Source organism: Mycolicibacter acidiphilus (assembly GCF_018455725.1).
GTDB classification, from domain to species: domain Bacteria; phylum Actinomycetota; class Actinomycetes; order Mycobacteriales; family Mycobacteriaceae; genus Mycobacterium; species Mycobacterium acidiphilum.
Genome location: NZ_JAHCLR010000021.1, coordinates 33415 through 48267 on the forward strand (window position 1 = coordinate 33415; position 14853 = coordinate 48267).

The 14853-nt window shown below is 69.7% G+C and carries 5 protein-coding genes; 3 read left to right on the forward strand and 2 right to left on the reverse strand.

What is annotated here, in order from left to right; genetic code table 11:
* Nucleotides 1-269 precede the first annotated feature (269 nt).
* The gene (locus KIH27_RS11870) at nucleotides 270-11354 is read left to right on the forward strand and encodes a type I polyketide synthase (protein WP_214093151.1); all 11085 of its coding nucleotides are present in this window, start codon (nucleotides 270-272) and stop codon (nucleotides 11352-11354) included.
* Here KIH27_RS11870 and KIH27_RS11875 read toward each other — a convergent pair.
* Nucleotides 11274-11927, reverse strand: a complete 654-nt coding sequence (locus KIH27_RS11875) for a GAP family protein (protein ID WP_214093152.1) — start codon at nucleotides 11925-11927, stop codon at nucleotides 11274-11276. The two genes, KIH27_RS11870 and KIH27_RS11875, sit on opposite strands and share 81 nt — an antisense overlap.
* Nucleotides 11921-13249 (reverse strand): MFS transporter, encoded by a 1329-nt coding sequence (locus KIH27_RS11880; RefSeq protein WP_214093153.1) that lies wholly within the window; start codon nucleotides 13247-13249, stop codon nucleotides 11921-11923. Before KIH27_RS11880 ends, KIH27_RS11875 begins: the two co-directional genes overlap by 7 nt.
* A gap of 98 nt (nucleotides 13250-13347) precedes the next feature.
* On the opposite strand from KIH27_RS11880, the gene KIH27_RS11885 reads away from it, so the two are divergent.
* On the forward strand, nucleotides 13348-13803 hold the full coding sequence (locus KIH27_RS11885) for a peroxiredoxin (RefSeq protein ID WP_214093154.1): 456 nt from the start codon (nucleotides 13348-13350) through the stop codon (nucleotides 13801-13803).
* Nucleotides 13804-13841: 38 nt separating this feature from the next.
* Nucleotides 13842-14795, forward strand: a complete 954-nt coding sequence (locus tag KIH27_RS11890; protein ID WP_214093155.1) for an aminoglycoside phosphotransferase/kinase family protein — start codon at nucleotides 13842-13844, stop codon at nucleotides 14793-14795.
* Nucleotides 14796-14853 lie beyond the last annotated feature (58 nt).

A 14853-nucleotide genomic window follows, 5' to 3' on the forward strand; every position in this document is an offset into this window, starting at 1 on the left:
TCGGACTCGGCCACGCTGGCAGCGCGGCCAGGATAACCCCGCCAGCGGCCGATGTCGCCCCCCTGGCGACCCGCGTTCAGCCGCCCCTCGGTGCAGCCTGACACTCTTCCCTGGCAATCGCATGGGAGAGCCGACACAGCCCTTGCAATGGCACGCGAGCCGGGATTGGCTGGAGCGATCAGCCGCCTGTGAGGGGAGCCCGGGTGGCAGGGTGTTTCGTAGATCTTCACCGGCATCTTCACCAGCCGAAGTCAGGGAGGGCGATAGCTATGGCAGCTAGGACATCGAGCGAGGATTCGAGCGGAGCACCCGCAGGTTTCGCGGTCATCGGCTACGCGGCGCGCTTCCCGGGAGCCGTCGACGCCGCCGGGTTCTGGGACGTGCTGCGAGACGGCCGGGATGCGGTGTCGGAGATCCCGGCGGACCGCTGGGACGTCGACGAGTTCTTCGACCCCGACCCCGGCGCCCCCGGCAAGGTGGTCGCACGACGGGCGGGCTTCGTCGATGACGTGACCGGGTTCGACGCCCCGTTCTTCGGGATCTCCACCCGCGAGGCCAGGCTGATGGACCCCCAGCACCGCCTGCTGCTGGAAACCGCGTGGCGGGCGGTCGAGCATTCCGGCACCGCGCCAACGGCTTTGGCGAACACCAACACCGGTGTCTTCGTCGGCCTGGCCACCCATGACTACCTGGGAATGGCATCGGATGAACTGACGTACCCGGAGATCGAGGCCTACATGGCCATCGGGACGTCCAACGCCGCCGCGGCAGGCCGGATCAGCTACCGGCTGGGGTTGCAGGGCCCCGCGATCGCCGTGGACACCGCATGCAGTTCGTCGCTGGTCGCGATCCACCAGGCATGTCAGGCGCTCAGTTCGGGAGAATGCGACCTGGCACTGGCCGGCGGCGCGAACGTACTGCTCACGCCCGCAACCATGATCACGTTCTCGCACGCGCACATGCTCGCCCCGGACGGGCGATGCAAGACGTTCGACGCGGCCGCAGACGGCTATGTGCGCGGCGAGGGCTGCGGCATCATCGTGGTCAAACGGCTGGCGGACGCGATCCGCGACGGAGACCGGATACGCGCGGTCATCCGTGGCAGTGCCGTCAACCAGGACGGTGCCTCGGGCGGCTTGACGGTGCCCAACGGGGTGGCTCAGCAGCGGGTGATCGCCGATGCGCTGAGACGTTCCGGGGTGGCCGCCGCCGAGGTCGACTACCTGGAGGCGCACGGCACCGGAACGTCGCTGGGCGATCCGATCGAGGCGCAGGCCGCCGGGGCGGTGCTCGGCGAAGGCCGCGCGGTGGACCGGCCGCTGCTGATCGGCTCGGCGAAGACCAACATCGGCCATCTGGAGGCCGCGGCGGGGATCGCCGGTGTCATCAAGGTGATCCTTTCGCTGGAGAACGAACTGCTTCCCAAACATCTGCATTTCCACACCCCGTCGCCGCACATCCCCTGGGATCGGCTTCCGGTTGAGGTCGTGCGGGAGGCCACCGCCTGGGAACGCAACGGACGGCCCCGGATCGCCGGGGTGAGTTCGTTCGGTTTCGCCGGCACCAATGCGCACGTCATCATCGAGGAGGCACCGGACCGGTCCGGGTCCGCCACAACGGTTCCGCCTGCCCCCCCGAGGTCACGGATTCTTCCGATCTCCGCGCAGACACCGACCGCGCTGACGCAGGTCGCCGAGGAGTACCGCGACTGGTTGGTGGCGAACCCGCAGGCGACCGTGGCGGACATCTGCTTCACCGCCGGGGTGGGGCGCGCTCACCTGCCGCACCGCGCCGCGCTGGTGGTCAACTCCGGCGAGTCCGTCCGTGACCTGCTCGGTGCGCTGGCCGATGACCGCCCGGCGCCCGGTCTGGTGCACGGGGTTTCGGCTGATCCGCCGAAAACCGCCTGGCTGTTCACCGGTCAGGGCAGCCAGTACCCCGGCATGGCGCGGGGGCTGTTCGACGCCGAACCGGTGTTCGCCGAGACACTGACCCGATGCGCCGCAGTGGTCGCGGACGTGCTCGACAAACCGCTGCTGGACGTGATCTTCGCTGCGGACGGCCCGGACGGTGACGAGACCCTGCGGCAGACGACGTACGCGCAGCCCGCACTGTTCGCCGTCGAGCTGGGCCTGGCCCGGCTGTGGCAGTCGTGGGGTATCCAGCCGGATGTCGTGCTGGGCCACAGCGTCGGCCAGTACGCGGCGGCGTGCGTCGCCGGGGTGCTCAGTCTTGAAGACGGTGCGCTGCTGATGGCCGAGCGCGGCCGGCTCTTCGGCAGCCTGCCCGCGGGCGGGCGGATGGTCGCGGTGTTCGCCGCCGCCGAGCGCGTCGAGGGTCTTACCGACGAGTTCCCGGCGCTGTCGGTGGCGGCCTACAACGGCGCGAACACCGTACTGTCGGGCCCCGCAGCGGAGCTGGAGAAGGCGGTGGCCACGCTCAGCGCCGACGGGGTGCGCTGCGACTGGCTGGAGACCAGCCACGCGTTCCATTCGGCACTGCTCGACCCGATCCTCGACGAGTTCGAGGCGTACGCCGACCGTTTCGAGTTCCGGGCGCCGGAACGCATTCTGGTGTGCAACCGCACCGGTTCCGCGCTGGGCCGCAGCGTGCGACTGGACGGCAACTACTGGCGCCGGCACGCCCGGCAGCCGGTGGAATTCGCCAAGAGTGTGGCGACCCTCGCCGATCTGGGTTGCAAGATGCTGCTGGAGATCGGCCCGCAGCCGGTGCTGACCGCCGCCGCCCTGCGGGCCTGGCCGGACCCGGCCGGCGCCCCGCGGGCGATCGCCTCGTTGCGCCGCAACACCGACGACCAGCGGCAGATCACCGAAGCCCTCGCCGACGCGTACGTGCTGGGCCACCTGCCCGATTTCGGTGCCGTCGGCGGTCCGGCACGCAAACTGGATCTGCCCGGCTACCCGTTCCAGCACCAGCAGTACTGGTATCGCGACAACCGCGTCAGCCCCAACCAGCAGCAGAACGTCGCCGCGCGCACCGAAGCCGTGCGGCTGCTCGAGGATGGCCGGATCGATGAGCTGGCCGCCCTGCTCGGCGACACGGGCGACGATCCGCAGACCGTGGCTGTGCTGACCAGGCTTGCCGCCCAACACAATCAGCAGCGGGCCACGCAGTCGATCACCGATGCTCGCTACGAGATCCGCTGGCAGGAGTCCGCCGCGGGTCTGCCCCCGACGACCGGAACGGACGGCGGCTGGCTGCTGATCGGCGCCGACACCGACGCCGACCTGATCTCGCCGCTCACCGACGCGTTGGCCGCGTCCGGACAGCGGTACCGCCCGCTGGGCCTTCCCGAATCCGACGCCGACGAAGAACACCTGACGGCGGCTCTGGCCGCCGCGCTGGCCGACGATCCGGCACTGCGCATCCTGCACGTGGCGGCACTGCACCCGGAGACCGCATCATCGGCGCGGTCGCTGCTGCGGATGCAGCACCGGATTCTCAGTGGAACCCGACGCCTGTTCCGCGCGGCGGCCGCCGCGGAACTGCGCCGGCCGATCTGGGTGGTGACCCGCGGCGCACAGCGGGTCGTCGACGGCGACGCCGTGTCGCCGGACCAGACCTGCCTGTGGGGCTTCTGTCGGGCGGCGTCGCTGGAGTACCCGCAACTCTGGGGCGGTCTGGCGGATCTTGCCGCGGCGGGAGTCGACGAATGGTCGGCGCTGATCAGCCACCTGGCAACCGGATCGAACGGGGAAGATCAAGTCGCACTGCGGGATCGGTCGGTTCACGTTCCACGGCTGGTTCGGTCGCCCGGACGGCCGAAGGCCGCACCACCGGCGCTGCGCGGTGACGCGACGTATCTGGTGACCGGCGGCCTGGGCTCGATCGGGCTGGAGATCGCCGGGCACCTGGCCGCGCACGGTGCCCGCCACCTGATGCTGACCAGCCGGCACGCACCAGGAGATGCCGCGCAACAGCGGATCGCCGCGATGCGCGAACAGCACGGATGCGACGTCCGGGTCGTTACCGCCGACGTCGCCGACCCGCACGACATCACCCGCCTGCTGGGCACCGTGCGCGCCGATCTGCCGCCGCTGGCCGGTGTCGTCCACGCCGCCGGTGAACTCGGCACCACCCCGCTGAGCACGCAGGACTCCGAATCCCAGCAAGCCGAAGTGGATCGCGTGTTCGCCGGAAAGGTGTGGGGCGCCTGGCATCTGAGCGAGGCGACCGCGGACCTGGGGCTGGACTTCTTCGTCAGCACCTCCTCGATCGCCGCGGTGTGGGGCGGCTTCGGTCAGACCGCCTACGCCGGCGCGAACGCGTTCCTGGACGGCCTGGCCTGGCGGCTGCAGGCAGAGGGTGTGCCCGGTGTCAGCGTCGACTTCGGGCCGTGGTCGACCGGGATGGCCGATGCACAGGCCCGGGAGCGGTTGGGCAAACGCGGTATTCGCCCGCTCTCCCCCGCCGACGCCCTCGCGGGCATGGACGACGTGATCGCCGCCGCCGGGGACGGCCCCGCCCAGGGAGTCGTGGCGCATGTCGACTGGGCGAAGTTCCTGCCGCTGTACCAGCAGGCGGGTCGGCACGCGTTCCTGGCGGAGTTGGAACGCGAAGTGCCCAGCGCGGCACCCGCACCGACGGCGTCCGGAAAGACCGAACTGGTCGAGCGGCTCACCGCGGCGCCGGTGGGTCAGCGCCGCAGGCTGCTCTCCGACTACCTGCGCGACGCGGTGGCGCAGGTGACCCGGGTCAGCCCGGCGGAGATCCGGGAGGACGCGGGCTTCTTCGACCTCGGCATGGATTCGCTGATGGCGGTGGAACTTCGCCAGCGCATCGAACAGGGGGTGGGAAAGGAGATCCCGGCAACGCTGGCGATGGATTACCCGCGCCTGTCCGATGTGGTGGACTACCTGCTCGGCGAGGTGCTCGACCTCGGCGAGCAATCGGCGCCCAAGCGGCCCGAGGCGACGGTGTCGGCGCGCACCGACGAGCCGATCGCGATCGTCGCGGTGTCGTGCCGATTCCCGGGCGCACCCGATCCAGAAGCCTTCTGGGAGGTGCTTTCCGGCGGTGTCGACGCGATCCGGGAGGTTCCGGAGGACCGTTTCGACATCGACGAGTTCTACGACCCGGACCCGGAGACACCCGGCAAGATCTACACCCGCTTCGGCGGGTTCATCGACGGCGTCGACGGATTCGATCCGGAGTTCTTCGGCATCTCCCCGCGCGAGGCCGTGTGGATCGAACCGCAGCAGCGCCTGGTGCTCGAAACCGTCTGGGAGGGACTCGAACGCGCCGGGTACGCCCCCGCAGCGCTGCGCGGCAGCCGCACCGGCGTCTTCGTGGGCGTGGCCGCCAACGAATACGCGCACCTGCTGTCGGCGGAGTCGGTCGAGAAGATCGAGCCGTACTTCATCACCGGAAACGCACTCAACGCCGTCTCCGGCCGGGTCGCCTTCGCACTCGGGCTGGAAGGGCCGGCGATGGCGGTCGACACCGCATGCAGTTCATCGCTGGTCGCCGTTCATCAGGCCTGCCAGGCGCTGCACTCCGGTGACTGCGATGTCGCGTTGGCCGGCGGCGTGAACGTGCTGCTGAGCCCGGTGACGTCGATCGCCGCGTCGCGGGCGAGGATGCTCTCCCCCGTCGGCCGCTGCAAGACGTTCGACGCGTCGGCCGACGGCTATGTGCGCAGTGAGGGCTGCGGGATCCTGGTGCTCAAGCGGCTGAGCGATGCGGTGCGCGACGGCGACCGGGTCGCCGCGGTGATCGGCGCCAGTGCGGTCAACCAGGACGGCGCGTCCAGTGGCCTGACGGTACCGAACGGCGGTGCGCAGCAGCGACTCGTCGGTACGGTATTGGCTCGTGCCGGACTGGTCGGCGCGGACGTCGACTATCTCGAGGCGCACGGGACCGGCACCCCGCTGGGCGATCCGATCGAGGTGCAGGCCGCCGGCGCCGTTTACGGTGCCGGCCGCACCCCGGACCGGCCGCTGCTGATGGGGTCGGTGAAGACCAACATCGGTCACCTGGAATCGGCGTCGGGGACCGCGGGTCTGATCAAAGTGGTGTTGTCGCTGCAGCACGAGATGCTGCCACCGAGCCTGCACTTCGACACGCCGTCACCGCACATCCCGTGGGACACCCTGCCGGTGCGGGTGGTGGACAAGCCGACTCCGTGGCAGCGCAACGGCCGGCCGCGACGTGCCGGCGTCAGTTCCTTCGGATTCACCGGAACCAACGCGCACGTGCTGATCGAGGAGGCACCGGCACCGCCGGTGGACCCAGGCGGCGAGGCGCCGACAGCGCACGACCAGGCCGAGTCGGGCGGCGCCAATGTGTTGGTGCTGTCGGCGAGGTCACCGGAGGCGCTGGTGTCGTCAGCGCAGCGCTACGCGACCTGGCTGGCCGACCACCCGGAGGCGGACATCGCCGACGTCTGTTTCACGGCCGGGGTGGGCCGGTCTCATTTCGAGCATCGGGCCGCCGTCGTCGTGGATTCGGGCACGGATGCGATTCAGCGGGCCCGCGAAGGCCTGGCCGAGTTGGCGGAGGGCCGACTGCGGCCCGGCGTCATCCGCGGCGAGTGCACCGACCGACCGACGACGGCGTGGCTGTTCACCGGGCAGGGCAGCCAGTACCCGGGGATGGCGCGCGAATTGTTCGACGCGGAACCGGTTTTCGCCGAGACGGTGCGACGCTGTGCCGACGCGGTCGACGGGATGCTGCCGCGCCCGCTGCTGGAGGTGCTGTTCGCCACCGACCGGGAAACCGGCGGTGCGGCCAGCGCGACGCTCAAGCACACGTCGTTCGCGCAGCCGGCGCTGTTCGCGGTCGAGATGGGCTTGGCCCGGCTGTGGCAGTCGTGGGGCATTCAGCCCGATGTGGTGCTCGGGCACAGTGTCGGCCAGTACGCGGCGGCCTGTGTGGCGGGTGTCTTCAGTCTTGAGGACGGGGCCCGGCTGATGGCCGAGCGCGGTCGGCTTTTCGGCAGCCTGCCCGAGGGCGGGCGCATGGTGGCGGTGTTCGCCGATTCCACCGCGGTCGAGAACGCCGCCGCCGGATTCCCACGGTTGTCGGTCGCGGCCTACAACGGCCCCAACACCGTGCTGTCGGGTCCCGAGGAGGATCTGGATCAGGTCGTCGCCGCCCTCGAAGACGAGGGGATCCGCTGCAGCCGACTGGAGACCAGCCACGCCTTCCACTCGGAGTTGCTGGAACCGGTGCTCGACGACTTCCAGGCCTACGCCGCGCAACTGTCGTTCGCGGTGCCGACGCTGCCGCTGATCTGCAACCGCACCGGCACCGTGCTGACCGCCGAAACCCCACTGGACGCCCGGTACTGGCGTCGGCATTCCCGCCAGCCGGTGCAGTTCGCCGAAAGTGTGCGCACCGCGGCGGCACTGGGCTGCTCGGTGCTGATGGAGATCGGCCCGCAGCCGGTGCTGACCGGGGCCGCGGTGCAGGTCTGGCCGGACCATCTGGCCGCGCCCCGGGCGATCGTCTCGCTGCGCAAGGGCGTCGGTGACCGACGTCAGATCGCCGAGGCGCTGGCCGCGGCCTATGTCAGCGGCCATCAGCCCGCTTTCGCCACGCTGCGCAGCGGTCCGCATCACCGGCTCGAACTGCCCACCTACCCGTTCCAGCGGCGGCATTTCTGGCCGAAGACGTCCGGTATCGCCGGCTTCGACGGTCAGGCTGTCGCGGCGTCCGGAATCCTGGGCAGTGCAAAGGATCTCAGCTCCGGCGATTCGGTGTACACCAGCCGGCTGTCGGTGAAGTCGCAGCCGTGGCTCTCCGATCACGTCATCTACGGCACCGTCGTCGTGCCCGGTGCGACCTATGCGGCGATGGCACTGGCCGCTGCCGGTCCGCCCGCGCACGTGCGGGACGTCTTCTTTTACGAGCCGATCATTCTCCCCGAGAAGGACTCCCGTGAGGTGCAGCTGACTCTGCATCCGCTTGACGGCGGCGCCGGCTGGACCTTCCAGGTGCACAGCCGCCCCTACGGCGTTCGCGATGTGGACTGGTCGCTCAACGCCGACGGCACCCTGGTCGCGGGTCTCGCCGACGAGCAGGACGGGGCCGAAGCCGAGCCGGCCGACGTCTCGGTGATCGACACCGCGATCGAGCGGATGCAGCGGATGCGTCCGCAGCAGCTGTTCGAGACCTTCGCCGACATGGAACTGGCCTGGGGGCCGGCGTGGTCGGGTTCGCTGAAGTCGCTGTGGCTCGGTGACGGCGAGGCGGTCGGGGACATCATGATCGGTGCGGAACTGGCCGAGCACCTCGGCGGCGAACCGATGCATCCGGTGCTGCTGGACCTGTGCACCGGGGTCGCGTTCCCGGCGTTTCCGGCGGTCCTCGCGGCCGAGCAGGGCGTGAGCGACCTGTATCTGCCGTTGCGCTACGGACAGGTGGAGCTGCGCGAGACGATGCCGCGCAGGTTCTACTGCCGGGCGCGATGGCACACCGCGGCGCTGGACAGCGAGACACAGGTCTTCGATCTCGACTTCATCAGCCGGGATGGCAACCGGTTGGGCGGGATTCGCGAGTTCACCGTCAAGCGCGCCCCGCGCGAGGCGTTGCTGCGCGGGCTCGGCGGCGACGCCACCCGGCTGCTGTATGTCCTCGGCTGGCACGAGGTGCCGCCATCGCCTGCGCAAGACGACACCGAGCACCCGGCCGGGACCTGGCTGGTGACCGGATTCGACGAACTCGCCGCCGGGATACCGGGCTGCATACCGTCCGAACGGTCCGCGCTGCCGACCGCGCAGGTGCTGGCTCAGGCCGCCGAACGGGGTATGCCGTTCTCGGGGGTGGTCTTCCGCGCCACCCCGCCGACGGGCGACGAGTCGACCTCCGACACGGCCACGCGGTTGGAGTCCGACATCGCCGACCTGCTCGACGTCGTGCACACCGTGCAGTCCGGTACACCGGCCGGACTTCCCCACGGACTGTGGATCATCACCGAACGGGCGGTCGCAACCGAATCCGGCGAACCGGTCGACCCGGCCCAATCGGCGCTGTGGGGACTCGGACGCACGATCGTCAACGAAGAGCCGGCGCTGCGCTGCCGACTTGTCGATCACGACGGAACCGATGAGGGGCTGCGGCTGCTGACGGGTCTCGTCGACTCCCGGAATGCGGATATCGGCGAACCGGAACTCGCAGTGCGGCAAGGAAAGCTGCTGACGCCCCGGTTGCTGCAGTGGGCGCGCAGCGGCCACCTCACGGTGCCGCGGACAGCCGACTACGCACTGGCGCCCACTGAGCGCGGGGCCATCGACAATCTGCGGCTGACCGAAGCCGAGGTGGCTGCCCCCGAACCGGGTTATGTGCAGGTCCGGGTCGAGGCGGCCGGGCTGAACTTCCGGGATGTGCTCAATGTGCTCGGGCTCTACCCCGGTGACCCGGGACCGATCGGCGGCGACTTCGCCGGCGTCGTCACCGCGGTGGGCGACGGTGCCACCGGAGTCGAGGTCGGTCAGCGTGTGTACGGCTTCATGCAGGGCGCGTTCGCCAGCCGGTTCAACGTTCCGGCGCAACTGCTGGCGCCGATTCCCGCTCGCGTCAGCGCCGTGCAGGCTGCCACCATTCCGGCAGCCGCGCTCACCGCTCGGCTCGCCTTCGACTGGGCGGAACTCAAGCCCGGTGAACGGGTGCTGATTCACGCCGCCAGCGGTGGTGTCGGGCTGGCCGCCATCCAGATGGCCCAGCAGCACGGCGCGGTCGTCTTCGCCACCGCGAGCACCTACAAACGCGCGACGCTGCGCAGTATGGGCGTGGAGTACGTCTACGACTCGCGGAGCACGGATTTCGCCGACCAGATCCTCGCCGACACCGACGGCACCGGAGTCGACGTGGTGCTCAACAGCCTCACCAACGAGGGGTTCGTCGAGGCGACGGTGCGGGCCACCGCCAGGAACGGCCGGTTCGCCGAGATCGCCAAGCGCGACATCTGGACGACCGAGCAGATGGCGGCGGCCCGTCCCGACATCGCTTACGAGATCGTTGCGCTGGACGTGACGACCTTCCAGGAGCCCGAACGGATCCGCACGCTGCTGGGTGAGGTGTCGGACGGGCTGGCCAACGGCGAGTGGGCTCCGCTGCCCGCGGAGATCTACCCGCTGACCGAGGCCAGGACGGCGTTCCGCCGGATGCAGCAGGCGCGGCACATCGGCAAGATCGTGCTGCAGATGCCGAAACCGCTGCAGCCGCGGGCCGATCGGAGTTATCTGATCACCGGCGGGCTCGGGGCGATCGGACTGCACCTGGCGGCGTACCTGGCCCAGCTCGGAGCCGGCGACATCGTGCTGACCAGCCGGCGTGCGCCGGATGCGGAGGCGCAGCGGACGATCGACGACATCGCCGAGCGGTACCGCTGCCGGATCCATGTCTTCGCAGCCGACGTCGCCGAGCAGTCCCAGGTCAGGGAATTGCTGGCGCGGATTCGCGCGGAGCTGCCGCCGCTGGCCGGGGTTGCGCACCTGGCGGGTGTGCTCGACGATGCGCTGCTGTCCGATCAGGACCTGGAGCATTTCCGAACGGCGTTGCAGCCCAAGGCGTTCGGGGCCTGCTACCTGGATGACCTGACCAGCGGCGACGACCTGGACTTCTTCGTCGTGTCATCCTCGGTCTCGAGTCTGCTCGGCTCACCCGGCCAGGCCAACTACTCGACCGCCAATGCGCTGCTCGACGGCCTGGTCGCCCAGCGCCAGTCGCAGGGCCTGCCGGCGACCGGGGTCAACTTCGGCCCGTGGGCGCAGGGCGGGATGGCGTCGTCGGCGGCGGCGCGCGCCAATATCGGTGCGCAGGGCCTGATTCCGCTGGAGCCCTCGGCTGCGCTGGCGGCGCTCACCGAGGTCGTCGCCAACGGGACCGCGCAGGCGACCGTGATCAAGGCCAACTGGCAGCGTGCCGCCAAGGTGCTGGGCAGTTCGCGGCCGCCGATCCTCGACCTGGTCTTGCCGAGTGCCGCCACCGAGACGATCGGCGACAGCGAACTGCTCCGGCAACTGCAGGACACCCCGGTGGCGCAACGTGGCGCGTTCGTCACCGAATTCCTGCAGCGCGAGGTGCAGGGCTTCCTACGGCTCGCACAGCCGCCGGCGGCGACCAGTCGGTTCCTGGACCTGGGCACGGACTCGCTGATGGCGGTCGAACTCCGTAATCGGCTGCACAGTCAGTTCGGTGGTGCGTTCACGATCAATGCCACCGCGGTGTTCGACTACCCGACGATCGGCGGGCTCGCCGAGTACCTGGCCGGGCAGTTGCCGGATGCGCCGGCGCAAGCCGGGGCGGACTCAGCGGCCGGTGAGACCGGCGGCGAGCAGCAGGGCGCCGACGACCGCGAGGAGGGTGGCGACCTCGACGCGCCGGCGTGAGCGGATCCAGTCCTGCACCGCGGTCATCGCAGATCGCGTTGTCCGGGGCGCGAAAACGTAGGCCAGTAGCGGAATCTCGATCACCGCGAACGCCAGGACGTGGAACAGCACCAGCGCTCCGACCTGCGCGGTGACCGCGGCGCCGGAGGCCAGAATGATCGCGAGTGCGGCCAGGTAGTCCACCGACGGCAACGCGATGCCCAAACCGGCTACTCCCGCAACCCAGAGCGAATCGGCGGTGAGCAGTCGTTGCGCCTGTGCCCCAAGCATTCCGGTGCGGGGTCGCCGCCATCGGGTGGCGTCGGCCGTCGCGATCACGGCGGCGGCGAGCAGCGCCATCGTGCCGATGAGGATCTGCACCGCGGGCAACGTGACGTGACTGGAGCCGGCGAAGCTGCGCCGGAAGACGAACAACACGGCCAGTCCGACCGTCATCCCCATGGCGAAGCCGCCGCACAGGAACGCCAGCAGTTGCAGCAGCGGCCTGGGCCTGTTCAGCATCAGGACCGTCATGCCGATCCGGAACGGTTCGAGGCTCACCGCGAACGCCATCACCGCGATCGTGATCAGCATGAGCCGGTCGGCACGGCGTCGCTCATCCGCGGTACCCGCACGCCGATCATCGCCAGCAAGCCCGCCACCAGGACGACGCACAAGCCGCCCATACCGGCCCGATCGGCGCTGAAGAGGTCGACGAAGGTGAAGAACATCCACGGCGCCAGGAACGACGCGGCACGCCCGGCGGTGGTGTACAGGCCGAACGCCACACCTTCCTTGCCGTCCACGGACATTCGCAGCATCAGCGACCGCGCAGCGGCCAGAATCGGCCCGACGAACAGGCAGAGCAGCAATCCGCAGATCCAGAATGCCAGCGGGCCGGAGAGGGCCACCAGCGCTAGCTCGACGGCGATCATCGCGGTGAGCGAGACGGTGATCACCGGCTTAGGACCCACCCGGTCGGCGAGGTGCCCGCCCGCCCCCGCGCCGATCGCTGCGACGATGCTGGCGCACATGCCGAACACGAGCACGTCGGCTTGTGAGACGCCGTAGACGGTGACGCCCAGGACCGCACCGAACGCGAAGACCCCGGTCAGGCCGTCCCGGAACACCGCGCTGGCCAGCAGGTAGTAGACGACGTTGCGGTCGCGCCGCCACTCCCCTTTCACCTCCCGCCACAACTCCCGGTAGGCGCCCCAGAGGCCGACGGGCCGACGACGGTCACCGCGGTGCGGGGTGCGCAGGGTCACCAGCAGCGGGCCGGCGAACAGCGCCAGCCACCCGGCCGCAACAAGCATCGCGATCCGGACGTTCTGCCCGTGTGCCGCCGGGATTCCGAGCAGACCCCGGGTTTCGCCGTCGCCCTGCATGAATCCGATGTAGAGGATCAGCAGCAGCAGCACACTGCCGCAATACCCGGCAGCGGAGCCGATCCCCGATATCCGGCCCGAGGTGCGGGGGGTGGCGAGTTGGCCGAGCACCGCGTTGTACGGCACCGTAGCCAGGTCGCTGCATGCCGCGGTGCACGCCAGCAGGATCAACCCCGGCCAGAGGTAGTGGTAGTCGGTGTCGATCAGGCTCATCGCCGCCGTCATCGCGACGACCGCGCCGGTGAGCACTGCCAGTGCGGTACGCCGGCGGTGTGGGGCGTCGACCCATATTCCCGTCGCCGGGGCCAGAAACGCCACGGCCAGCCCGGCGAAGGTCAGCGCTCTGCCCAGCCAACTCGCGGGTGTTGTCGCGCCGGGCAGTCCCAGCCCGACCTCCCCGGTGAGGTACACGGAGAAGACGAACGTGATGACGACGGCGTTCACACCCGTCGCGCCGAGATCCCACAGTGCCCAGGCGGCCACTCGCGATCGCGAGGCGGGAGGAGAATCCGCCGCCGGATTGCTCATGGCTGCACTCTAGTGGGGTGGCGGTGCGGCACCTGCGAGGGTGGGCCGCCCGGCGCGTGTTCCCAACCCGCGGCGCAGCGCCGCGTAGCGTGATCGTCATGAAAACCGGGGACACCGTGGCGGATTTCGAGCTTCCCGACCAGACCGGAGCACCGCGCAGGCTCAGTGCGCTGCTCGCCGACGGCCCGGTGGTGCTGTTCTTCTACCCGGCCGCCGGCACCCCCGGCTGTACCCGCGAGGCGTGTCACTTCCGCAACCTGTCCGCGGAGTTCGCCGCGGCCGGTGCGGTCCGGGTCGGCATCAGCGCCGACCGGGTCGCCAAGCAGGCGAAATTCGCCACCGATCACGACTTCGACTACCCGCTGCTGTCCGACACCGACGGCGCGGTCGCGGCGCAGTTCGGGGTCAAGCGCGGCCTGCTCGGCAAGCTGATGCCGGTCAAGCGCACCACATTCGTGATCGACACCGACCGCACCGTGCTGGACGTGATCGCCAGCGAGTTCAACTTCAACGCGCACGCGGACCGCGCGCTGGACGTGTTGCGGACCCGATAGGCGACGCCCGGCAGAACGATCGGGAGCACGCACCGGACATGGAATCGTTGCCAGCGCGGGCGCATCTCGCTCCGGCACTGACGGATGCCCGCATTGCCGACTGGTGCCTGGCCAACCTGGGCTCGACACCGCGGCAGCGGTTATTCGAAAGACACCACCTGTCCCGCGTCATCGGCTTGGCGTTGGTTGACGGACGACGCATCGTCGTCAAAGTCCGACCAGATCATCCGCGACTCGACGGGTGCTATCAGGTGCAGCGACATCTTGCGGCCACGGGTTTTCCCTGCCCCCGACCGCTGACTCCACCGGTTCGTGTCGGAGCCCTTGCGGTGTCGGCGGAGACGTACGTTGCGGGCGGGCGAATCATCCGGTTCTCGGACGCCAGGCCCGAGTTGTTCGCACGCGCACTGGCCCGGTTGATCAGCAGCACCGAGGGACTAGCGGAGAGCGTGGATGTGAGTCCCTCACCGCCGTGGGTGTCGTTCGAGTCCGGAAGCAGCCGGCTGTGGCCCCAACCCGACGACGTCGAAGGCGATCTCAACGATCCCCGACTGTCGGGGTGGATCGACGACGTGGCACGCAAGGCGCGAGAACGGATCGCACGACACAGCGGCCGACGCGTCTATGGACATGGCGACTGGTACGCCGCCAACATTCCCTGCCGCGGCGACCGCATCCACACAGTCCACGATTGGGACAGCGTCGTCCGTGAACCGGAATGCGTGATAGCCGGCGTCGCATCGGCGATATTCCCCGGAACCGGTGCGCCGGGCGAGGTTGCGTCGGTAGCTCAATCGGATGCATTCCTGCGCGCGTACGCCGACGAGCGAGGTGTGAAACGGTCGACCGACGACATGCAGATCTGCTGGGCCGCGTCGGTATGGACCAGAGCATTCGATGCGAAGAAGGAGATGCTGCGCGGTGGCGACATTCTCGCGCTCGATCGCCAGGAAGCGACTGAACGGCTGAGGCGGGCCGGAGTCCGTTTCTGACGTCGTCGCGATCGACGACACCGCCGGCAGTCACACCGTGTCACGGCGGTACCGCCAG

What these genes read in the sequence shown, in the direction of transcription:
- KIH27_RS11870 (WP_214093151.1), top strand. Translation starts at nt 270, where the DNA reads ATGGCAGCTAGGACATCGAGCGAGGATTCGAGCGGAGCACCCGCAGGT.
- KIH27_RS11875 (WP_214093152.1), bottom strand. Translation starts at nt 11,927, where the DNA reads ATGCTGATCACGATCGCGGTGATGGCGTTCGCGGTGAGCCTCGAACCG.
- KIH27_RS11880 (WP_214093153.1), bottom strand. Translation starts at nt 13,249, where the DNA reads ATGAGCAATCCGGCGGCGGATTCTCCTCCCGCCTCGCGATCGCGAGTG.
- KIH27_RS11885 (WP_214093154.1), top strand. Translation starts at nt 13,348, where the DNA reads ATGAAAACCGGGGACACCGTGGCGGATTTCGAGCTTCCCGACCAGACC.
- KIH27_RS11890 (WP_214093155.1), top strand. Translation starts at nt 13,842, where the DNA reads ATGGAATCGTTGCCAGCGCGGGCGCATCTCGCTCCGGCACTGACGGAT.